At 70.5% G+C, this 22098-nt stretch carries 19 protein-coding genes; 10 read left to right on the top strand and 9 right to left on the bottom strand.

All coding sequences use genetic code 11. The annotated features are described in order from the left end of the window. Positions 1-12: 12 nt before the first annotated feature. On the top strand, positions 13-774 hold the full coding sequence (locus BN39_RS19770) for a DUF4191 domain-containing protein (protein WP_019204183.1): 762 nt from the start codon (positions 13-15) through the stop codon (positions 772-774). Positions 775-801: 27 nt separating this feature from the next. On the opposite strand, the gene BN39_RS19765 is transcribed toward BN39_RS19770, so the two are convergent. Beyond that, positions 802-1263 (bottom strand): RDD family protein, encoded by a 462-nt coding sequence (locus BN39_RS19765; protein ID WP_019204182.1) that lies wholly within the window; start codon positions 1261-1263, stop codon positions 802-804. 179 nt (positions 1264-1442) lie between these two features. On the opposite strand from BN39_RS19765, the gene glnA (BN39_RS19760) reads away from it, so the two are divergent. Beyond that, positions 1443-2876 carry a type I glutamate--ammonia ligase gene (gene glnA, locus BN39_RS19760; RefSeq protein ID WP_019204181.1) on the top strand — a complete coding sequence of 478 codons (1434 nt, stop codon included), beginning with the start codon at positions 1443-1445 and terminating at the stop codon, positions 2874-2876. Positions 2877-2921: 45 nt separating this feature from the next. Here glnA (BN39_RS19760) and BN39_RS23935 read toward each other — a convergent pair whose 3' ends face one another. Then, positions 2922-3494, bottom strand: coding sequence for a tyrosine-type recombinase/integrase (locus BN39_RS23935; protein WP_256378529.1), 573 nt, complete (start codon positions 3492-3494; stop codon positions 2922-2924). Positions 3495-3807: 313 nt separating this feature from the next. On the opposite strand from BN39_RS23935, the gene BN39_RS19750 reads away from it, so the two are divergent. Then, positions 3808-4077, top strand: coding sequence for a hypothetical protein (locus BN39_RS19750; RefSeq protein ID WP_148281543.1), 270 nt, complete (start codon positions 3808-3810; stop codon positions 4075-4077). A 1222-nt stretch (positions 4078-5299) separates the two neighbouring features. On the opposite strand, the gene BN39_RS19745 is transcribed toward BN39_RS19750, so the two are convergent. Next, a complete protein-coding gene (locus tag BN39_RS19745) occupies positions 5300-5836 on the bottom strand; it encodes an AAA family ATPase (protein ID WP_019204178.1) in 537 nt (178 codons plus the stop codon). 38 nt (positions 5837-5874) lie between these two features. Then, positions 5875-7206 (bottom strand): polysaccharide pyruvyl transferase family protein, encoded by a 1332-nt coding sequence (locus tag BN39_RS19740; RefSeq protein WP_237741737.1) that lies wholly within the window; start codon positions 7204-7206, stop codon positions 5875-5877. Positions 7207-7249: 43 nt separating this feature from the next. Between BN39_RS19740 and BN39_RS19735 the strand changes: the two genes are divergently transcribed. Both BN39_RS19735 and BN39_RS19730 read left to right on the top strand, forming a co-directional pair. Then, complete coding sequence (locus tag BN39_RS19735; RefSeq protein ID WP_019204176.1) at positions 7250-7813, top strand: FKBP-type peptidyl-prolyl cis-trans isomerase; 564 nt, start codon at positions 7250-7252, stop codon at positions 7811-7813. A gap of 9 nt (positions 7814-7822) precedes the next feature. After that, positions 7823-8485, top strand: coding sequence for a bifunctional 2-polyprenyl-6-hydroxyphenol methylase/3-demethylubiquinol 3-O-methyltransferase UbiG (locus BN39_RS19730; RefSeq protein WP_081586234.1), 663 nt, complete (start codon positions 7823-7825; stop codon positions 8483-8485). On the opposite strand, the gene BN39_RS19725 is transcribed toward BN39_RS19730, so the two are convergent. Genes BN39_RS19725 through glnA (BN39_RS19715) form a run of 3 tightly spaced genes read right to left on the bottom strand, consistent with a single transcriptional unit; the run spans position 8482 to position 13822 of the window. Continuing rightward, positions 8482-9417 carry an endonuclease/exonuclease/phosphatase family protein gene (locus tag BN39_RS19725; protein WP_040768742.1) on the bottom strand — a complete coding sequence of 312 codons (936 nt, stop codon included), beginning with the start codon at positions 9415-9417 and terminating at the stop codon, positions 8482-8484. The genes BN39_RS19730 and BN39_RS19725 overlap by 4 nt on opposite strands. A 24-nt stretch (positions 9418-9441) precedes the next feature. Continuing rightward, positions 9442-12471: a bifunctional [glutamine synthetase] adenylyltransferase/[glutamine synthetase]-adenylyl-L-tyrosine phosphorylase gene (locus tag BN39_RS19720; RefSeq protein WP_019204173.1), complete on the bottom strand. Its 3030-nt coding sequence runs from the start codon at positions 12469-12471 to the stop codon at positions 9442-9444. Between the two features lie 10 nt (positions 12472-12481). Next, positions 12482-13822 carry a type I glutamate--ammonia ligase gene (gene glnA / locus BN39_RS19715; protein WP_019204172.1) on the bottom strand — a complete coding sequence of 447 codons (1341 nt, stop codon included), beginning with the start codon at positions 13820-13822 and terminating at the stop codon, positions 12482-12484. Positions 13823-13916: 94 nt separating this feature from the next. Here glnA (BN39_RS19715) and BN39_RS19710 point away from each other — a divergent pair, with 94 nt between their 5' ends. Next, on the top strand, positions 13917-14492 hold the full coding sequence (locus BN39_RS19710; RefSeq protein WP_019204171.1) for an FKBP-type peptidyl-prolyl cis-trans isomerase: 576 nt from the start codon (positions 13917-13919) through the stop codon (positions 14490-14492). A gap of 3 nt (positions 14493-14495) precedes the next feature. Here BN39_RS19710 and BN39_RS19705 read toward each other — a convergent pair whose 3' ends face one another. After that, positions 14496-16121, bottom strand: a complete 1626-nt coding sequence (locus BN39_RS19705) for an alpha/beta hydrolase (RefSeq protein WP_019204170.1) — start codon at positions 16119-16121, stop codon at positions 14496-14498. Between the two features lie 82 nt (positions 16122-16203). Between BN39_RS19705 and BN39_RS19700 the strand changes: the two genes are divergently transcribed. The 4 genes from BN39_RS19700 (at position 16204) to BN39_RS19685 (ending at position 21334) form a co-directional block, all read left to right on the top strand. Continuing rightward, positions 16204-17940 carry an NAD+ synthase gene (locus BN39_RS19700; RefSeq protein WP_019204169.1) on the top strand — a complete coding sequence of 579 codons (1737 nt, stop codon included), beginning with the start codon at positions 16204-16206 and terminating at the stop codon, positions 17938-17940. A 64-nt stretch (positions 17941-18004) separates the two neighbouring features. Beyond that, the gene (gene panB, locus BN39_RS19695; RefSeq protein ID WP_019204168.1) at positions 18005-18862 is read left to right on the top strand and encodes a 3-methyl-2-oxobutanoate hydroxymethyltransferase; all 858 of its coding nucleotides are present in this window, start codon (positions 18005-18007) and stop codon (positions 18860-18862) included. Next, positions 18862-19857: a prolyl aminopeptidase gene (gene pip / locus BN39_RS19690; protein ID WP_019204167.1), complete on the top strand. Its 996-nt coding sequence runs from the start codon at positions 18862-18864 to the stop codon at positions 19855-19857. The genes panB and pip overlap by 1 nt, the downstream gene beginning before the upstream one ends. Positions 19858-19861: 4 nt before the next feature. Further along, positions 19862-21334 (top strand): CYTH and CHAD domain-containing protein, encoded by a 1473-nt coding sequence (locus tag BN39_RS19685; RefSeq protein ID WP_019204166.1) that lies wholly within the window; start codon positions 19862-19864, stop codon positions 21332-21334. Positions 21335-21359: 25 nt separating this feature from the next. Here BN39_RS19685 and BN39_RS19680 read toward each other — a convergent pair whose 3' ends face one another. Then, complete coding sequence (locus tag BN39_RS19680; RefSeq protein ID WP_019204165.1) at positions 21360-22094, bottom strand: cutinase family protein; 735 nt, start codon at positions 22092-22094, stop codon at positions 21360-21362. Positions 22095-22098: the final 4 nt, after the last annotated feature.

Here is a 22098-nt window from a genome sequence, read left to right as displayed (position 1 = left end):
AAACTGGGAACCATGGCACAGGACAACGCAGCCAAGGACAAGCTGAAGGCGGCCAAGGCGGAGGCGAAGAAGGCCCGCCGGGCCGCTTCCAAGGAGCGCCGCAAGCAGATGTGGCAGGCGTTCCAGATGCAGCGCAAGGAGGACAAGGCCCTCCTGCCGATCATGATCGCGGTCTTCGTGGTCGCCGTCGCGGTCTCGGTCGGCATCGGCGCCGCGTTCGGCAACTGGTGGCTGTTCCTGATCCTGGGCGTCCTGATCGGCCTGCTGGGCGCGTTCATCGTGTTCACCCGCCGGCTCGAGCGCAACGTCTACACCAAGAACGAGGGCCAGGCGGGCGCCGCCGGCTGGGCCCTGGACAACATGCGCGGCACGTGGCGCGTGAAGCAGGGCATCGCCACCACCACCCACGCCGACGCGGTGCACCGCGTGATCGGCCGGCCGGGCATCATCCTGGTGGCCGAGGGCAACGAGAGCCGGGTCCGGTCGCTGCTCGCACAGGAGAAGAAGAAGACCTCGCGGCTCGTGGGCCAGACCCCGATCTACGAGTTCGTCGTCGGCACCGAGGAGGGGCAGATCCCGCTGCGCAAGCTGCAGCGCACCCTCAACAAGCTGCCCTCGAACATCAACAACAAGAAGATCGACGAGCTGGAGGGGCGCCTCGCCGCGCTGTCCAGCCGCGGCGGCGGCGCGCAGATGCCCCGCGGGCCGATGCCGCAGGGCGCCAAGATGCGCAGCGTGCAGCGCACCGTCCGCCGCAAGACCGGCTCGAACTAACCTCCCGCCGCGCCCGGCACAGTCGGGCTACCGGGACCGCACCAGCACGGTTCCGGTGGCCCGATCCTGCATTCCGCGGCCGTCCACGTCCTGGATCAGCGGCGGCACGAGGAACAGGATGAGCAGGTTCCGGGCGAGCGCGCGCACGAATCCCACACGCATGTCCGGGTTCTCGATGCGGGACACCCGCATGCCGGCGAAGTACTGCCCCGGCGTGAAGCCGAACAGCGTCACCGAGAGCACGCCCACCAGGAACCAGATCCCCACGGTCAGCGTCCCCTGATCGTTGCTCGACCCCGTGATCGCGAGCGCGATGAGCGCGGACGGGACCCAGTCGAGGAACAGCCCCAGCACGCGGCGCCCGGTGGACGCGACCGATCCGGGGCCGTCCTGCGGAAGCCCCAGCCCCTGCCCGCGGTAGTCGCCGTGCGCCCCCTCGGGCAGCGCCGCGGAGGCGCCGGACAGCCATGATCCCGTTTCTCGACCCATGGCTTCAGGGTACGTGGGCGCCTCGCGGCCCCTCCGATCGATGTGTAACACCGATGAAACATTCCGTTAGTTCACGGGCAACACCGCATCCATAGGTTCAATGCTCGTAACCTCGGTGAAGGGTGGCGGAGGTACGACCACCGCGATCCACCACCGGACGACGAAGGAGCCATTACAAGGTGTTCACTACCAAAGAGGAACTACTCGACTACCTCAAGAAGGAGAACGTCGAGTACGTCGACATCCGCTTCTGCGATCTGCCCGGCACGATGCAGCACTTCAGCATCCCCGCCTCGGCGTTCGACGACAGCGTCTTCGAGGACGGCCTGGCCTTCGACGGGTCTTCGATCCGCGGCTTCCAGTCGATCGACGAGTCCGACATGATGCTGCTCCCCGACGTCACCACCGCGCGCATCGACCCGTTCCGCGCCGCGAAGACGATGAACATCTCGTTCTTCGTGCACGACCCGTTCACGCGGGAGGCCTACAGCCGCGACCCGCGCAACATCGCGCGCAAGGCCGAGGAGTACCTGGCCAGCACCGGCATCGCCGACACCTGCTTCTTCGGCGCCGAGGCCGAGTTCTACATCTTCGACTCGGTGAGCTACGACTCCAACGTCAACGGCTCGTTCTACGAGGTCGACTCCATCTCGGGCTCGTGGAACACCGGCCGTGCGGTCGAGGAGGACGGCTCGCCGAACCTCGGCTACAAGGTCCGCAACAAGGGCGGCTACTTCCCCGTCGCGCCGTACGACCACTACGTGGACCTGCGCGACAAGATCTCGACCAACCTGCAGAACGCCGGCTTCACCCTGGAGCGCGGCCACCACGAGGTGGGCACCGGCGGCCAGGCCGAGATCAACTACAAGTTCGACACGCTGCTGCACGCCGCGGACGACGTCCAGCTGTTCAAGTACATCGTGAAGAACACCGCGTGGCAGGAGGGCAAGACCGTCACGTTCATGCCGAAGCCGCTGTTCGGTGACAACGGCTCGGGCATGCACGCCCACCAGTCGCTGTGGAAGGACGGCAAGCCGCTGTTCTACGACGAGGCCGGCTACGGCGGCCTGTCGGACATCGCGCGCTACTACATCGGCGGCATCCTGCACCACGCCCCGTCGCTGCTCGCGTTCACCAACCCGACGATCAACTCGTACAAGCGCCTGGTGCCGGGCTACGAGGCCCCGATCAACCTGGTGTACAGCCAGCGCAACCGCTCGGCCTGCGTGCGCATCCCGATCACGGGCAACAACCCGAAGGCCAAGCGCATCGAGTTCCGTTGCCCCGACAGCTCGGGCAACCCGTACCTGGCCTTCGCCGCCATGATGATGGCCGGCCTGGACGGCATCAAGAACAAGATCGAGCCGCACGCCCCGGTCGACAAGGACCTCTACGAGCTGCCGCCCGAGGAGGCCAAGGGCATCCCGCAGGCACCCACCTCGCTGCCGGCCGTGATCGACCGCCTCGAGGAGGACCACGAATACCTCACCGCCGGTGGCGTGTTCACCGAGGACCTGGTCGAGGAGTGGATCTCGTACAAGCGCGAGAACGAGATCGAGCCGGTCAACCTGCGGCCGCACCCCTACGAGTTCCAGCTCTACTACGACGTGTGAGTCTGCTATGCCGCTGACCTGCGGATTCTGAATCTCAGTCCGCAGTCAGTCCGCAGTAGCTTCCAGCGAGTCGGCCCGCGCCACGAAGATCCCAGCGATCACGGCGCGGGTCGACTCGTCTGCATCCGGGAACATGTGCCCGTACACGTCGAGCGTGGTGCTGGCCTTCGCGTGCCGCATCCGCGCCTGCACGGTCTTGTTGTCCGCTCCCCCGGCGATCAACGCCGACGCGAAATAGTGCCTGAGATCGTGGAACACGAACGTGTCGGGCAGGCCTTCGATCTTCGCCCGCGCCTCGCGGATCGCCGCCTCGATGCGCCACGGGCCGACGCGCGCACCTGTGCGGCCGTCCGCCACGACCGTCTCCCCCGGCCACCGCTTCACCGACGCCGCGAGCTGTAGGGCCATCTCGTTCGGAATCGGCACCAGAGCGTCCGTCCCCTCGGTCATAAGCGGCGCGCGTTCGTCATGGGCGGTCCACTGCTCACGCGGGTGCACGACGCCCCGGATGAAGTCCACGTCCTCGCGCGTCCGCAACGCGACCGTCTCCGATACACGAAGGCTGGCACCATCGGATCCGCGACGCCGTGGATCGCCTCCCGATGGCACTCTCCGCATCAGCGCTCGGTTCGCGTCGACACCCGAGGCCCAACGGGTCCGTAGCTTGATGCAGGAGGGCCACATCAACACGGTGTCCGTGGCTGTCCGGCATGACAACACCCTCGAGCAGGCCGGAAGGGCGTGGCGGGAACTGCTCAACGTCGGTGTCGTCGCGGTACCGAGCAACCGCGAAGCCCGCGTGACATCCAACATTCGAAGGAGCCTCGAATGACTCCCCGCATCGCCCGCGACCGCGGGACCCCCCATCACACCCGAGTTCCGGGCCGCTCAGAAAGCCGCGCTCGCCGAATTCGACCGCTGAATGGCGTCCATGCAGGCCGGCGCACCGGTCCCGGAGCCCGAATCGGCGGAAATCGACCCCGAGGCGCTGTCTCAGCTCGCTGATGCGGTCGCGGACCTCGCCGACGAGGCCGGGGCCATCGTCGACGACGTTCTCGCGGCCATTCACGCGGTCGCGTTCCCGGATCCTGACCATCCGACCGCCGGGGACGACACCGAAGGGATCAACCCGGCCGCCAAACGGGTATCCGCGGTCGACGTGAAGGCCAAGGCGCTCGAACTCACCACCCAGCTCACGTAGAGCGCTTTCTTCGAGGGGTGGGGTCGCCCAAATTGGTGCGGCCCCACCCTTCGACATCTCACCCGCAGATTCGCATCCATCGAGTTCGCGCAACTTGGTGTCCTAGGGCTGTTCCTACTTTCCGCGAACATCAGTAACTATCATAAATCGGTCACGAACACAGCAGTGCAGGTGCTGGTCGGGCAGCGACCGCCTGTCGTGAATAGTCGCTCGATCGACCTCGAAGAATGCGGGCGGAGACTCGTTTACCCCATCCCACCTGATCATGAATCCGAATGCTCCAACCTGAAACTCTGTTGCAAACACGTTAGGTTCCATCGTTTCTCGATCAAGCTCTGCGTAGAGCGAAGCTCTAGCCAAGCTGCTGATCTCGGACTTCGAAACGTTCCGTTCTTGCTCCCAGCAGGAGCGGCACCGAAAAAATACCGACTGTATCTCCCGCCGATCGACGGGGTCGTCGTCAAGGAACGAGATGATTCCTGGGGGCACCGCGAAACCCGAACTGACAATCGTGCACGCCATATTTTTCACCAAATATTGAGCAACACGCCGGGGCTCTTCAGCGTCGCCCAGAATGTTTGCGAAGTCTATGGTCCGCGACCTCCGCAATCCCCTATACCAGTTCTGCGCGATGTAGTCGAACATTAAATCCCAGGCACGATCGGAAGGTTGAGATCTCGCATTGTTGCATCGTTTGCAGAGATTCGGTTCAAACTTTATTCGTTTATCCTGCGGGCCCCTAATTCGCTGCAACACCCCGGTACCGCTGTCTATCCAGTCCAGCCCTCCCTTTGAGGCGTCGAGCTTGGAGAGGTCAGATCGCTTGAACCTGTGTTCCGCACTGAGATCTGTAGACCCACACCACCAACAGCGGCTATCGAATGGCCGTCGTAATGCGTCCACGGCGTCGGTGGGCATCCACGGTCTAGGGCATTCGTCCTGCTCCATGGAGAGAGCGTAGTGCCGTGAACCTCGCATCATGTCGGATTCGACGCGCCCCAAGAGCTCAGTCCGCAGCCAGTCCCCAGGAGCTCCGGCGCCGCCTCTCGTTACGCAACAGCACCAATGCTCTGACCAGTCGAAACTAGATGGGCCCAGCAATGCCAGCGCGAAACAAACCCGCAGGTAGCGATCCCAGCTCTACTACGACGTGTGATCCGCGCAGTCTGACGCTTCGAGCCCGCACCGATCCCGGTGCGGGCTCGAAGCGTTCCTGGCCCGTTCACAGGCCGGCCGCGGACCGGATCGCGGCGACGGTGTCGCGGACGGGGCGGCGGGCGTCCAGCCGGATCGCCCCGATCCGCTCCGCGCGGACCGCGCCCATCGACCGCTCCAGGTCGGCGGCGTCCGCGGGCCCGACGAGTCGGTTGTTGACCGCGTGTTCCGGCCGGTCGGGCGCGGCGGCGCGGTCGCTGAGCCGGGTGGCCAACGACTCCGCGTCCAGGTCGAGCAGGAACTCGACGAACCGCGCACCGTGCCGTGCCGCCGCGCGCTCCAGTTCCTCGATGAACTCCGCGCGCGCCAGGTACTGCCCGAGCACCACGTCGAAACCGGCGTCCAGGTGCTCGCCGAGCACCGCCAATGCGACCGACCGCGCGCGCAGCCCCGCCGCGACGGGATCCTCCGGCCAGTGTCCCAGTGCGTGTTTCAGGACGTCGATGTCGAGCGCCAGCATCATCGGCACCTCACCCGCGAGCGCGGAGGCGATGGTCGACTTCCCCGTGCCCGGGGCGCCGTTCAGGAGGATCAGGCTGCTCACTCCCCGACCGTACGCCGGTCACCGGCGGTCAGGCGCGGTCAGCGGCGGGGATAGAGCCGTTCCGCCAGGGCGTTCTTCCGGGCGACGGCCGCCCGACGGTCCGCGTCCGGGAAGCCCCCGGCGCCGGGGCGGGCGGGAACCGCGGCCGCCCCGTCGACCATCGTCCACCGCGAGCCGGCGGCGACGAGGGAGCCGTGCTTGATCCCGTAGTAGTCGGGCTTGGGCACCACGGCCACGCCGCTGTCGCCGGCCGCGGCGGCCACGAGGTGCGGATGGAAGCGGGTGCTGATCCACGTGAGCCCGTCCCCGACGGGCAGCCCCTCGCGCCACACGTCGAGGAACGGGACGAACCGCGCACCGTCGAGCCTGTCCCCCATGAGTTTCGGGACGGTGTAGTCGAACCCCGGGATGCCCTCGACCACGGTCACCTGGTCCCCCGGGACGTCCCACGCGTCGAGCGTGGCCACGAGGAACGCGGCGAGTGCTTCGGTACCGGTGGCCCCGTCCCACGCGAAGTCCTCGGACAGGTCCGATTGGATGCACAGGGCCACACCGCCGCCCGCACCCGCGTCCTCCCCGGCCGGAGCGGTGTCCGGCTCCGGATCGGTCCCGAGCCACACGTCGTCGCCGGTGAAGGACCTGCCGGGAACACCGTCGAGCGCCGCGAAGGACGCGTCGTCGCGGACGTCGAACACCGCGAAACCGCGCGCGTCCGACCGCAGCCGGGCGAGGTCGCCGCCGTCCGGCAACGGCAGGAGCCCGAGGCCCGAGGCGGAGGCGCGGGCGCCGGTGCGGCGGCTCACCTCGGCGACCGCGGAGACCACCGGAAGCCATTGCGGCCACAGGGCGTTGACGAATCCGCCGCCCAGGATGTGCACGCTGTCTGCGCGGCGCAGGTGGTCGACCCCCTCCGCGAGGCCGGGTGCGACACCGAGCTCGGTCGCGGCCAGCGCCACCCAGTCCTGCGGGGTGCGGCCGCCCAGCTCATCGGGCTCGTCGGCGGCGAATCGCGCCAGGCGCCACAGCGTGTCGACGAACACGGCGTGCGGGTGATCGCCGGCGAACAGGAGCCCCGCTTCGCCGAGGTGCGCCACGTCCACCACGACGCTCGCCTCCGGCCGCACCCGCGCGAGGTGCCGCAGCCACGTCCGCAGGACCAGTTCGTCGCCGTAATTCGGATGTCCCGCAAGACTCACCAGATACAGCAGCTCGGGTTCGGGCTCGGGTTCCTCGGGGGCCGGCTGGGGCTCGGGTTCCGGCGGCGGTTCCATCCGGACCAGCACGCGCTCGCCGAGATCGATGCCGCGCCGAGCCCAGCGATCCGCGGCCGCCGCGCGCAGCAGCCGCCCGATCCAGTCGCGTTCACCCACCGGGTCCAGCGTACGTGCCCCGCGGGCGGGTACGTTCGAACCCATGCATGCGTCCCGCCTCGTCACCGCCGTCGTCGCGACCACCCTCGCCGCCTCCGCCCTCACGGCGTGCGATTCGGCGTCGAACACCGCCGCGTCGTGCCCCACCGGCTCGCCCGGCACGTCCACCGCGCCGGACTGGACGCTGGAGGGCGGGCAGGGCTCGATCGAGGTCACCGGCCCCACCGATTCGGCGGCACCCGTGGTCCGGGTGAAGCCCCCGTTCTCCGTCCAGGAGACGCAGGTCAAGGCGTTCCCCTCGGACGGCGAGGCGGAGGGCGAGGTCGTGCCCGAGAACGCGACGGTCTCCGTCTGCTACCTCGGCGTCAACGGCCGCACGGGCGGCGACCCCTTCGACAGCACCTACAACCGCGGCAAGCCGACGGAGTTCCCGCTGGACGGAGTGATCCCGGGCTTCAAGAAGGCCATCGCCGGGCAGAAGGTGGGCTCCTCGGTGGGTGTGGCGATCGCGCCCGCCGACGGCTACCCCACGGGCCAGCCGTCCGCGGGCATCGAGCCGGGTGACACGCTGATCTTCGCGATCAAGATCCTCGCCGTGAAGAAGTAGGCGCCCGTGGTGGACCTGCGGACCCATCCGGCGCTGCAGCTGCCGATCCGCGCGCTGGGCTGGTTCAACGCGCGGCACCCGTTCAGCCACAACGACCACTTCCACGGCTGGATCCTGGGCAACCTCCCCGAGCGCCGGGCGCGGGCACTCGACGTCGGCTGCGGCGAAGGGCTCCTCGCGTCCCGTCTCGCGCAGCGGTTCGACGCGGTCGACGCCGCGGACCGCGACGAGGGCATGCGGGCCGCGACCGAGGAGCGCGGCGAGCGGCGCGTCCGGGTGATCGACGGGTTCGACGCCGCCGACGGCCCGTACGACCTGATCACCATGATCGCCACGCTGCACCACCTCGAGCTCGCGCCCGCCCTGGAGCGGTGCCGCGCGCTCCTCGCGCCGGGCGGGCGCCTGCTGGTGGTCGGGCTCGCCCGCGAGGGCTCGGTCGCCGACGCGGTGTGGCTCACCGGCTCCGCGCTCGCGAACCCCGTCATGGGGTTCCTGCGGCATCCGATCCCCACGTCGGTTCCGCGGGCCGAGCCACCGTTCCCGGTGCGCGATCCCGAGCACACCGTGGACCAGATCGCGGAGGCCGCCGGCCGGATCCTCCCGGGTTCGACGGTGCGCCGCCGCCTCCCGTTCCGCTACACGCTGGAGTGGACCGCGCGGCCCCTGCCCTAACCCACCTTCGCCAGCAGCGCCTTGTGGTCGGCGCCGGGCAGGTCGTGGCGCGTCACGTCCGCCGCGCCGAGCCCCCGCAGCAGGACGTGGTCGATGCCCACCATCGCCGGGTAGGACTTGTCTGTGGGGTAGGTGGGCAGCCAGCCCGCACCCGCGAGGTCGCCGGCGTCGCGGTACCCGTCGGCGAGCAGCCGCCGGAACGGGGTGTGGTCGTAGGTGGCGTTGTAATCCCCCAGGGCGATCACGGGTTTCGGCTCAGGCACCCCGTGCAGCAGGGTCTCGACGCGGCGCAGCTCGTCGGCCCAGCCGGCGTCGGTGGGCGGCACCGGATGCAGCGCGAACAGCTGCACGTCGCCGCGCCCGGGCACTGCCGCAACGGCGGTGAGCGAACGCATCGCGAACCCGGGGATCTCCGCCGTGCTGGAGAGCGGGTACCGGCTGTACAGGGCGGTGCCGGACGCCATCGCCTCGGGGCGCACGATCCGGTACGGCAGGTCCGCGGCGATCGTGGACGACTCGACACCCCGCGCCGCCTCGGGCGTGATCTCCTGGACGGCGAGCACGTCGACGCGCTCGTCGCGCACCAGCCGGGCGAGGGCCGCGACGTCCGCGCGGCCCACCTGGAGGTTGGTGGACAGAACGGTGAGCGCGGGGCCGGTGGGCGCGCCGTCCGCCCGCCACAGCGGCGACTGCACCCAGGCACCTGCTGCCGCGACGGCGATCACGAGCACCAGCCGCAGCCACGCCCGCGCGGTCAGCAGGCACACCGCCGCGAGCGCGACGGCGGCCACGAACAGCACCGGGGAGACCGCGGCCGCCGCGATGGTGACCTTCTGCGTGCCGGGCCAGAAGTGCAGCGCGAGGGCACCGACGGCGATGAGCAGGGCCGCGGTGCCGGCGAGGCTCGCCGCCAGCCGAATGAACATCCTCATGCCGACATTCTGCCTGGCGAAGCGCTACTCGCCCCAGAACACCCGGTCCACCACGGCCCGCGCGCGTCGCGTCGTGCGCAGGTAGTCCTCGAGGTACTCCAGCGCGTCCTCGCGCCAGCCCGCCACGTACGCCACGTTGGCCAGCACGGCGCCCGGGCCGGGAAGCTGGTCGACGGGCTTGCCGCGCACCAGGAACAGGGCGTTGCGGGCGCGGGTCGCGGTCAGCCAGGCGTCGCGCAGCAGCTGCACGTCGCTCTCCGGCAGCAGCTCCTCCGCGCGGATCGTGTCGAGCGACTCCAGCGTGGACGTGTTCCGCAGGGACGGAACGTCTCCCGCGTAGCGCAGCTGCTCCAGCTGCACGGTCCACTCGACGTCGGAGAGGCCGCCGCGGCCCAGCTTGGTGTGCGTGGCCGGGTCCGCGCCGCGGGGCAGCCGCTCGGAGTCCACGCGCGCCTTGATGCGCCGCAACTCGTTCACGGTGGACGGGGGCACGCCGCCCGCCGGATACCTGATCTCGTCGGCCATGACCAGGAACTCCAGCGCCAGGTCGTCGTCGCCCGCGACGTGCGTGGCACGCAGCAGGGCCTGGACCTCCCACGGCTGCGCCCACTGCTGGTAGTACGCGCGGTAGGCGGCCAGCGTGCGCACGACGGGCCCGTTGCGTCCCTCCGGCCGCAGTCCGGTGTCCACTTCGAGGCCGGGATCCACCGACGGTGCGCCGAGCCGCGTGCGGACGGCATCGGCCACCTGGTTCGCCCAGCGGACCGCGTCGGCCTCGTCGGCGCCCTCGACGGGGTCGCACACGAACAGCACGTCGGCATCGGAGCCGTAGCCGATCTCGTGGCCGCCGAGCCTGCCCATGCCGATGACGGCGATCCTGGCGGGCGCGCCCGGCCGAACCTCACGCCGGCTCGATTCGCGCTCGGCTATCGTCGTGGCGATCTCGGACACCAGCGCCGCGTCGAGCGCGGCCCCCCACACCGAGGAGAGCGCGGCGCACACCTCGGGCACTGTCAGCATGCCCAGGATGTCGGCGGACGCGACGCGGGCGATCTCACTGCGCCGCATGGCCCGCGCCACCGCGATGGCGCGGTCCCGGTGGTGCGACCGGCTGACCGCGGCGAGCATCCCGTTGTACACCTCGCGCGGCGAGGTCTCGGTGAGCTTCGGCCCCGTCGCCCCGTCCGAGTACATCCTGATCACCTCGGGCGAGCGGCCCAACAGCTCCGCCACGAAGGTCGAGGAGCCGAGCACGGTCATCAGCCGCTCGGCCACCACCGATTCGTCGCGCAGCACGCGCAGGTACCACTCCACGTCCCGCAGGTCCTCGGAGAGCTTGCGGTAGTTCAGCAGGCCGGCGTCGGGATTGGGTGTCTCGCTGAGCCATTCGAGCAGAGTGGGAAGCAGGATGGTCTGGATCCGGCCGCGCCGGGAGGAGTCGGCCATCGCCTTGAGGTGGGCGAGGGCGTGCTGCGCCTGCCGGAATCCCAGCGCGCTCAGCCGCGAGACGATCGCGTCGTCCGAGAGGCTCACCGCATCGGCGTCGAGCTGGGCGATCGAATCCAGCAGCGGGCGGTAGAACAGCTTCGTGTGCAGCCGGCGGACCCGCGCCGACTGGCGTTTGAGCTCGCCGCGCAGCACGCCCGCCGCGTCCCGGTCGCCGTCCGGGCGAACGTGCGCGGCGCGGGCCAGCCAGCGCCACGCCTCCTCGTGGTCGGGCGGCGGCAGCAGGTGCGTACGCTCCATGCGGCGCAGCTGGAGCCGGTGCTCCAACAGGCGCAGGAACTCGTAGGACGCGGTGAAGTTCGCGCCGTCCTCGCGGCCCACGTAGCCGCCCGCGGTGAGGGCGGCGAGCGCCTCCACGGTGCTGCGCTCACGCAGAGTCTCGTCGGTGCGGCCGTGCACCAACTGCAGTAGCTGGACGGCGAACTCCACGTCGCGCAGGCCGCCGCGGCCCAGCTTGAGCTCGCGCTCGCGCAGGTCCGGCGCGATGTTCTCCTCGACGCGGCGCCGCATCTGCTGCACGTCCTGGACGAAGTCCTCGCGCTCGGTGGCCTCCCACACCATGGGGTTCACGGCGGCGAGGTATTCGTACCCCAGCGCCATGTCGCCGGTCTGCGGGCGGGCCTTGAGCAGCGCCTGGAACTCCCACGTCTTGGCCCACCGCTTGTAGTACGCCACATGGGATTCCAGAGTGCGGGTCAGGCTGCCGTTCTTCCCCTCGGGCCGCAGGGCCGCATCCACGTCGAAGAAGGCCGCGGAGCCGATGCGCATCATCTCCCCGGCGAGGCGCGCGCTCGCGCCGTCCGCGGGTTCGGCGACGAACACGATGTCCACGTCGGAGACGTAGTTCAGTTCCCGCGCACCGCATTTGCCCATCGCGACGACGGCGAGGCGGCCCTCGGGATCGGCGTCGGGGAACACGGTCGCCACGGCCACGGCGAGTGCGGCGGTGAGCGCGGCGTCGGCGAGATCGGCGAGGTGGGACCCCACGATCGGGAACGGCAGGGTCGGCTCGTTCTCCACGAGCTCGGCGAGGTCCCGCGCGGCCAGCACCGTCATCAGGTCGCGGTAGCGGTCGCGCAGCAGCGCCACGGCCTGCGGACCGGTCACGGCGGCGCGGTAGAGCAGGTCGTCGTCGGCGCGGCCCGGGACCTTCACGGCGTCCACCGCGTCCAGCATGGCGGCGATGAGGTCGTCGCGGGACTTCAGCGGTGCGGTGTCCGCGAGCAGGCGCCAGGTGCCCGGCGTGCTGATCAGGTGGTCGCCCAGCGCGTCGGACGCGCCGAGCAGGCCCAGCAGCCGGCCGCGGAAGGTGACGTCGTCGCGGAGCAGCCCGTCGATCTCCGGCCAGGCCTCCCCCTCGCTCTCACGCAGCCGGATCAGGGCACGGAGCGTCCAGTCCGGGTCCGCGGCACGGGACAGCGCCCAGAGCTGATCGGTGGATTCGGCGTCGGTCCATCCCAGGGTCTCCAGGTCGGCCTCTGCACCCTCCGCGAGAAGGCCGAGCCGGCCGGCGCCGGGGCGGCGGACCTCGCGGGAAGTCGGCGGCACCGCGCGCCCCTTACAGCGAGAGGTAGCGGTCGAGTTCGAAGGGCGTGACCACCGCGCGGTAGTCGTGCCACTCCGCCCACTTGTTCCGCAGGAAGTACTCGAAGACGTGCTCCCCCAGGGTCTCCGCGACCAACTCGCTCTTCTCCATCAGCACCAGCGCGTCGTCCAGGCCGCTCGGCAGGTCCCGGAAGCCCATCGACCGGCGCTCGCGCGCGGTCATCTGGCGCACGTCGTCCTCGGCCGCCTCGGGCAGCTCGTAGCCCTGCTTGACGCCCTCCAGGCCGGCCGCGCACAGCACCGCGAAGGCGAGGTACGGGTTGCAGGCCGAATCGGGCGAGCGCACCTCGATGCGGCGACTGGAGGCCTTGTTCGGGGTGTACAGGGGCACGCGCACCATCGCGGACCGGTTGGCGGCGCCCCAGGTGGCGGCGGTGGGCGCCTCGTCGCCGGTCACCAGGCGCTTGTAGGAGTTCACCCACTGATTGGTGACGGCGGAGATCTCCGGTGCGTGGTGCAGGATTCCGGCGATGAACGCCTTGCCGGTGGACGAGAGCTGCAGTTCGTCGTCCGGGTCGTTGAAGGCGTTGGAATCGCCCTCGAACAGGCTCATGTGCGTGTGCATCCCGGAGCCGGGGTGGGTGCTGAACGGCTTCGGCATGAACGACGCCTTGACGCCGCCGGCCATCGCCACCTCCTTGACGAGGTAGCGGAAGGTCATCACGTTGTCCGCCATGGAGAGCGCATCGGCGTACCGCAGGTCGATCTCCTGCTGGCCGGGGCCGGCCTCGTGGTGGCTGAACTCCACCGAGATCCCCATCGCCTCGAGCGCCTCGATCGCGTTGCGGCGGAAGTTCGGTGCCGATTCGTGCACGGCCTGGTCGAAGTAGCCGCCCGTGTCCGCGGGGATCGGGTTGCCCTGCGCGTCGGGTTCGCGCTTGAGCAGGTAGAACTCGATCTCCGGGTGCACGTAGCAGGAGAACCCCAGATCGGCCGCGCGGTTCAGCTGGCGCCGCAGCACGTGCCGGCTGTCGCCCCAGGACGGCGTACCGTCGGGCATCGCGATGTCGCAGAACATGCGGACGGAGTGCATCTCGCCGTCGTTGCCGACCCACGGCAGCACCTGGAAGGTGGACGGGTCCGGCTTGGCGACGGTGTCCGCCTCGGAGACGCGGGAGAAGCCCTCGATCGACGATCCGTCGAAGCCGATCCCCTCGGCGAAGGCGCCCTCCAGCTCGGCCGGGGCGATCGCCACCGACTTGAGGAACCCGAGCACGTCGGTGAACCACAACCGCACGAAGCGGATGTCCCGTTCCTCGATGGTGCGAAGCACGAACTCCTGCTGCCGGTCCATGGGGTCGACCCTAAGCGAGGAGGTGTTAACGGCGTGTTACATATGCGAGGTACTTCCGGACTTTTCGACAGTCCCCCCGGGTAGTGTCCCAGTCGTGAAGGGACGTTTCCCACGGTTCGCGGTTGCAGCGCTCGCGTTCGGTGCCGTCGGCGCCTGCGGCAGCGGCACAGAATCCGCTGCCCCGAGCACCAGCCGCTCCGCGGATCAGGTCACCGGGTGCCCCACGGCGGCACCGCCGCAGGACGCCGAACCGGCGTTGCGGCTCGAAGGGGTCACCGGCCGCGCGTCCGTCGTGCCGCCCACGGACCGCACCGCGCCCCGGGTCACCGTCGAGGGGCCCTACCGGGTGGACAAGACCTCGGCGACCACCACCCGCGAGGGCACGGGCGCCACGCTCACCGACGCCTCCGTGGCCACCGTCTGCTACCAGGGGGTCAACGGCCGCACCGGGGAGGTGTTCGACGACGCCTTCGCGCGCGGCGAATCGGTCGAGTTCTCCCTCGCCGACGTGGTGACCGGATTCCGGAAGGCGCTCTCCGGGCAGAAGGTGGGCGCAACCGTGATCGCGGCCGTCACCGCCGCGGACGGCTACCCGAACGGGCAGCCCGCGGCGGGGATCAAGGAGGGCGACAGCCTGATCTTCACGATCACGGTGCTCGCCGCGAGCTGACGCCTACGTGCAGCGCAGGCCCTCGGCGGGCGGTGTCAGGTCCCTGAGGTAGGCGGTCACCGCGTCGTCGACGCAGGGATTGCCCTCCAGCGACACCGTGTGCTGGCTGCCCTCGAACGAGATCAGCGACGCGTTCAGCTGCTTGGCCAGGTTCACGCCGTTCTCGTACGGGGTCGCCGGATCGTGCGTCGTGGAGACGACGACGGTCTTCGGGGCGCCGACGGCGTTCACCTCGTGCGGCTTGAGCGTGGGGGCCGCCGGCCAGAAGGAGCAGGCGTCCTTCGCCGCGCGGCCGGTTCCCCGCCCGTCGTCGAGGAACGGTGCGGCCTTGCGGATCTCGGTGTCCTTGCGCGCGACCTCCGCCGGGTCCGTGACGGCGGGGCTGTCGACGCAGTTGATGGCGGTGTTGGCGTCCATCATCGGTGAGTAGCGGCCCCGCTCGTCGCGGTTGAGATACACGTCCGCCAGGCGCTGCATGAGCGCGCCGTCGCCGCGCGCCAGGTTGGCGAGCCCGCGCCGCAACGGATCCCAGAGCTGCTTGGCGTACATCGCCTGGATGGTGCCGGTGGTGGCGTCGCTGTAACTGAGCATCCGGCCGCCCTGCCCGCGCACCGGCTTGTCGATGAGCGGGCGCACGAGCTGGTGGTACCGGGCCGTCGCCTGCGCCGGGTCCTGGCCGAGCGCGCAGTCCGGCCGGCTCGCGCAGTCCTTAGCGAAGTCCTCGAACACGGTCTGGAAGCCGGCCATCTGCTGCACCGACGAGGCGATCGGATCCTCGGCCGGGTCGACCGCGCCGTCCAGCACCATCGCCCGCACCCGCTCGGGGAACGTCTCGGCGTAGATCGCGCCGATGAACGTGCCGTAGCTGTAGCCGAGGTAGGTCAGCTTCTCGTCGCCGAGCACCGCGCGCAGCACGTCGAGGTCGCGCACGGTGTCGGCGGTACCCACGTGCTCGAGGAAGGTCTTGCCCATCTTCTCCTCGCACAGGTTCGCGAGGTCGCGGTTGAAGTCCTCCTGCTTGACGATGCCCTCGGGCGAGTTGTCGTTGGCCAGGGTGGACTTGCGGTTCTCGTCGCGCTGCTGGTCGCTGTAGCACTTCACCGCCGGCGACGAGGCGCCCACGCCGCGCGGGTCCCAGCCCACCAGGTCGAAGCTCTGGGCCACCGCGAGATTCCCGAGCTCGGTGGTCTTCGCCGCGACCTGCTGGACGCCGGATCCGCCCGGGCCGCCGGGGTTCATCAGCAGCGAACCCTGCCGCTTCCCCGTCGCCTTGGTGCGCGCCACCGCGAGCTTCGTCTCGCCCTCGCCCGGATCGTTGTAGTCGACGGGCACGGTGACGCGCCCGCATTCGAGCTTGGTGCGGTCGTACGCGTCCGGGTCGATGTCGTCGGCGGCGGTCATCTCGTCGCAGGAGCCCCACGAGACCTTCTGCCCGTAGTACTTCTCCAAGCCGGGCACCGCACCGCCGCCTCCGCCGGGCGTCCCGGCGCTCGGGCCCGCGGTACCGGTCGCGGCGCTCGACGGGGCCTCCGACGGCTCCGGGTCCCCGCCGATCCGGGTGCCGCACCCGGCGAGGCTGACGACGGCGAGCAGCGCGATCGCCGTGGTGAGCGACTTGGTGGCCTTCATGGCTCCGATCCTGCCATGCGGCACCGTCCGCCCCCGGGACGCTGGGCGGCCCGGTACCACCCGGGAACGCTAGGGTTGATGCATGACGCCCCTCCGTGTCGCGGCATGCCAGATCAACCCCGTGGTGGGTGACCTCGAGGCCAATGTCAGCCGGATCACCGCCGCCGCGCGGGACGCCGCCGAGCGCGGTGCGCAGGTCGCCGTGTTCGGCGAGATGGCCCTCACCGGATACCCCGTGGAGGACCTGCTGCTGCGCCGGTCCTTCGCCGTCGACTCCCGCGAGGCGGTGCACGAGCTGGCGCGCGCGCTCGACGCCGCCGGCTGCGGCGATCTCATCGTGGTGGTGGGCTTCCTGGACCGCGATCCCGACGCCCCCGAGACCAGCACGAACCCCACCGGCGGCGCGCGCAACGCCGCGGGCGTGCTGCACCGCGGCGAGCTGGTGGCCCGGTACGACAAGCACTTCCTGCCCAACTACGGCGTGTTCGACGAGAAGCGGTGGTTCACCCCGGGCGACCGGCTGGTGGTCCTCGACGTCGACGGGGTGCGGCTGGGGCTCGCGATCTGCGAGGACGTGTGGTGGCCCGACGGTCCCGTGGCCGGCCTGGGCGCGCTCGGCGTGGACGCGGTGCTGTGCCTCAACGCCAGCCCGTTCGAGGTGGGCAAGCCCGCCACCCGGCGCGCGATCGCAGCCGAGCGGGTGGCCGAGGGCGGGGCGCCGATGATCTACGTCAACCTGGTCGGCGGGCAGGACGAGCTGGTGTTCGACGGGGACTCGTTCGTCTTCGGCGCCGGGGGCGCGCCCGCCACCGGCCCGCAGTTCGTCGAGTCCACGCAGCTGGTGGAGGTGCCGTCGCTGGGCCGGGCCGCCGCACCGTCCGTCGAGGGCTGGGAGGTGGAGACGGTGCCTCTGCCGGCCCGCCCCAGTGCGCACCACCCGCAGGAGCCGGCGAGCCGGCCGCAGTCCGACGATCAGAACGCGCAGATCTGGGCGGCCCTGGTCACGGGCACCCGGGACTACGTGCACAAGGTGGGCGGCCGCACCGTCGCCCTCGGCATGTCCGGCGGCATCGACTCGGCGCTGGTCGCCGTCATCGCCGCCGACGCGGTGGGCGCCGACAACGTGTACGGCGTGGGGATGCCCTCGAAGTACAGCTCGGACCATTCCAAGGACGACGCCGCCGATCAGGCGCGGCGCATGGGCATCCGTTTCCGGTTCGAACCCATCGAGACCATGGTGGAGTCCTTCGTCGGCCAGCTGAACCTGTCCGGCCTGGCGGAGGAGAACATCCAGGCGCGGTGCCGCGGCATGACTCTGATGTCGCTGTCCAACCTCGACGGGCACCTGGTGCTGGCCACCGGCAACAAGAGCGAACTGGCCGTGGGCTATTCGACGATCTACGGCGACGCCGTGGGCGCCTACGCGCCGATCCGCGACGTGGAGAAGTCGCTCGTGTGGGACCTGGCGCGGTGGCGCAACAAGGTCGCGGTCGAGCGGGGCGAGACGCCGCCGATCCCCGAATCGTCGATCACCAAGGAGCCGTCGGCCGAGCTGCGGCCGGACCAGAAGGACAGCGACTCCCTCCCCGACTACGACATCCTCGACGACATCCTGCGGCGCTACGTGGAGCAGGACCAGGGCGTGGCCGAGATCTCCGCCGCCGGGTACGAGCCGGACCTGATCCGCAAGGTGGCCCGCCTCGTGGACCGCGCCGAGTACAAGCGCCGCCAGTACCCGCTGGGACCCAAGATCACGCCGAAGGCGTTCGGCCGCGACCGCCGGATGCCGATCACGAACAGGTGGCACGACCCGTCGTAGGCCGCCAAACCCGACTGCCCGGACCGGAGATACCGGCTGGGACATGTGAAAAATGGAGGGTCAGATGACCGAAACCCCGTTGTACGGAGGCGGATCCGGGGCCGAACCCGGGCCCGCGCAGAAGCCGCGGAAGAAGGTACGCACCCACCACCTGGCCGAGCTCAAGGAGCGCGGCGAGAAATGGGCGATGCTCACCAGCTACGACTACATGACCGCCTCGATCTTCGACGAGGCCGGCGTCACCGCCCTGCTCATCGGCGACAGCGCAGCGAACACCGTGTACGGGTTCGACTCCACGCTGCCCATGGAGCTGGACGTGATGGCGGCGATGGTCGCCGCGGTGCGCCGCGGCACGACCTACGCTCTCGTGGTGGCGGACATGCCCTTCGGCAGTTACGAGGCCTCCCCCGAGCAGGCCTTCGAATCGGCGTCGAAGCTCATGAAGGCCGGCGCGGAGGCCGTCAAGCTCGAGGGTGGGGCGCACATGGCGCCCACCATCGAGTTCCTGCAGCGCCGCGGGATCCCCGTGATGGCCCACGTCGGGTTCACCCCGCAGTCGGTGAACACCCTGGGCGGCAACCGGGTCCAGGGCCGCGGCGACGAGGCGTCGGACCGGATCCGCGCCGACGCCAAGGCCGTCGACGCCGCGGGGGCGTTCTCGGTGGTGCTGGAGATGGTGCCCTCCGCGGTGGCCGCGCAGGTGACCAAGGAGATCGCGATCCCCACCATCGGCATCGGCGCGGGCAACGAGTGCGACGGCCAGGTCCTGGTGTGGCAGGACATGTCCGGCCTCAACCGCGGACGCGTGGCGCGGTTCGTCAAGCGCTACGCGACCATCGGCGACGATCTGCTCGCCGGAGCCCAGCAGTACGTGGCGGAGGTCGCCTCGGGCGAGTTCCCCGGACCGGAGCACGGATTCTGATGCGCGAGTTCTATCCCCCGATCGAGCCGTACAGCACGGAGCTGCTGGACGTGGGCGACGGCCAGCTCGTCCACGTCGAACAGAGCGGGCGCCCGGGCGGCAAGCCCGTGGTGTTCATCCACGGCGGGCCCGGCGGCGGCACGTCGCCGGACTGCCGCCGGTTCTTCGATCCGGCGGTGTACCGGATCGTGGTGTTCGACCAGCGCGGCTGCGGGCAGTCGAAGCCGCACATCGCCGATCCCCCATCGGGCGAGGGCGATTCGCTGGCGGACCGGTTGGCCGTGAACACCACCGCCCACCTCATCGCCGACATCGAGCGGATCCGCGAACACCTCGGCATCGACCGATGGCAGGTGTTCGGCGGGTCGTGGGGGTCCACCCTGGGCCTGGCGTACGCGCAGGCGCACCCCGAGCGGGTCACGGAGCTCGTGCTGCGCGGCATCTTCCTGCTGCGCCGCAGCGAGCTCGACTGGTACTACAACGAGGGCGCCTCGCACATCTACCCGGACAACTGGGAGGCGTACCTGGCACCACTCGACGAGGCGGACCGGGCACCGGCGGCCGACAAGATCGCGGCCTACCACCGGCTGCTGCACTCCGACGACCAGGAGACCGCGCTCACCGCGGCGAAGGCCTGGTCCAAGTGGGAGCGCAGCACCAGTCACCTCATCAACACCCCGGAGAGCTCGGCCGACGCCGACGACCCGCGGTTCGCGATCCCGTTCGCGCAGATCGAGAACCACTACTTCGTCAACGGCGGCTTCCTCGACGAGGGGCAGTTGCTGCGGGACGCCGCGACGATCGCCGACATCCCCGGCGTGATCGTGCAGGGCCGCTACGACGTGGTCTGCCCGGCGCGCAGCGCGTGGGACCTGCACCGCGCATGGCCCACCGCGGAGCTGGTGATGGTGCCCGACGCCGGGCACTCGGCGTTCGAGCCCGGGATCCGCTCGGCGCTGATCGAGGCCACCGACCGGTTCGCGGCAGGAGGCTGAGGGCGTGTCCGAGCAGCGCGAGATCGAGACCAAGTACGAGGTGGGGGCCGACACCGAGGTGCCGCCGCTCGCGGCGGTGTCCGGGGTGGACCGCACATCGACCGACGCCGTCTTCCACCTGACCGCCGTGTACTACGACACGGAGGCGCTGGACCTGTCGGCCAACCGGATCACGCTGCGGCGCCGGACCGGCGGCAAGGACGACGGGTGGCACCTCAAGCTGCCCGACGGTGCCGACCGCCGGGAGGTGACGGCAGAGCTCGGCGACGACGACACGGTTCCGGCGGAGCTCGCCGAGCGGGTGCGGGCGATCGTCCGTGGCCGTGAGCTGGCGCCGATCGCGATCGTCGAGAATCAGCGGCACACCACGTACCTGCACGCGGTCGACGGTGAGCTCCTCGGGGAGTTCGTCGACGATCACGTGCACTCGATCTCGCTGCTGCCGGACGGCGTCGAGAAGGCCTGGCGGGAGTGGGAGTTCGAGGTCCCGGACACCGCGCTCGGCCGGAAGGCCGCGATCCTCGTCGACAAGGCGCTGCGCGCCGCGGGCGGCGGGCAGCCGGACGCCGCGTCCAAGCTGGCCCGGGCGATCGACTCCGAGCCCGCGCGGAACGCTCCGCCCCTGCCGAAGAAGGCGTCCCACGCCACCGCGGGTCAGCTCCTGGTCGCGGCGCTGTCCGCGTACCGCGACAAGATGGTGCGGGAGGACCCGCGGGTACGGGCCCGCGGCGCGGATTCCGTGCACCAGATGCGGGTCGCCACCCGGCAGCTGCGCAGCGTGCTCACCGAGTTCTCGGGGTTCTTCTCCGGTCCGTCGCGGGCGGCGCTGAGCTCGGAGCTCAAGCTGCTGGCGTCGGTGCTCGGGGGCGTCCGCGACGCCGAGGTGCTGGCCGCGCGGTTCGAGGACTTCGACGCGGAGGGCGAGCTCGGCGGCGCGGCGGCTGCACTGGCCGAGCGGCAGCGCGCGGCGGAGGCCCGCGGCTGGGGCCGGGTGACCGCCGCGCTGGACTCCGACCGGTACTTCCTGCTGCTCGACGCGATCGACGCGTTCATCGCCGATCCCCCGCTGCGGGATCGCGCCGATCAGCCGGCCGTCAAGAGCCTGGCACCGTTGCTGGACAAGCGGATCCGATCGTTCGGCAAACAGTCCTCGGCGCTGCTCTCCGACGCCGCCTGCACCGACGATGATGTGCACGCGATCCGCAAGCACGCCAAGCGGCTGCGGTACGCCTCCGCCGTCGTGGACCCGGTGGTCCGCGGCGACCTCAAGGCCGAGGTGAAGGCGCTCTCCCGGGTCCAGACCCGGCTCGGCGAGTTCCAGGACGCGACCATCGCCCGGGACGCGATCGCCGGCCTCGCGGCCGAGACCACGGACCCGGTGGTGGCGTTCCGGCTGGGCCGGCTGGACGCCATCGAGGAGCGACGGGCCGCGGACGCGCGCGAGACGCTGCCGCGGCTGCTGCACGCGCTGCGCTGACGCGGCGGGGCGCTCCGCGCCCGCGTCAGACCCCGGCGATCGCGGCCACGCGGTCGCCGATGTCCGCGCCGGAGTAGTTCTTGTGGGAGTCGCTGACCGTCTTCATCAGGTCCCCGGTCCAGTGGCACACCGGGTCGCCCGTGTTGCACACGCTGACGGTGCGGCCCCCTATGCGGGCGGGCAGCGGCGCCGGGTTGGCGCCGCTCACCACGGCCGAGGCCTGCGCCATGCCCTGCGTGCGCGGCGCGCTCCCGAGGTAGCGCGTGGTGTCGTTGGGGATGCGGTCCGGGTCGGCGATGAGGCCCGCCGCCACCACCTGCCGGCGGTCGCCCATCCGCTGCAGCGCGCGGTGCACGGCGGACGCGCCCTGCGAATACCCGACCAGCACGATCTTCGTGAACGGGCAGGCCTTGATCACGATGTCGACGTCGCCCTGGGTGTTGGCCGCGCCGGTGTTGATGCTGGCCAGGAAACCGCCGAGCTCGTCGAGGCCGCTGGGGACCGGCGCCGCGGGGTAGTAGATCGGGCGCGACGCCACGGACTTCCCCGCCGAACGCGCCTGGGCCGAGAACGCCTGCGCAGCGGCGTTGACCGTGCCGCCCATGCCGCCGCCGGAACGGCCCTCCCCCGAGCCGGCCACGCCGATGAAGGTGTAATCGGCGCATTCGGGCGCGGCGGAGGCAGGCGCGGCGGCGACGGCCGGGAGGATCGGCGCGACGAGGGCGGTGAGGGCGGAAACGAGGACCAGGCGTCGGCTCATGGGA

The organism is Tsukamurella sp. 1534 (assembly GCF_000312385.1).
GTDB lineage: Bacteria > Actinomycetota > Actinomycetes > Mycobacteriales > Mycobacteriaceae > Tsukamurella.
This window is presented reverse-complemented; position numbering and strand designations above follow the sequence as displayed.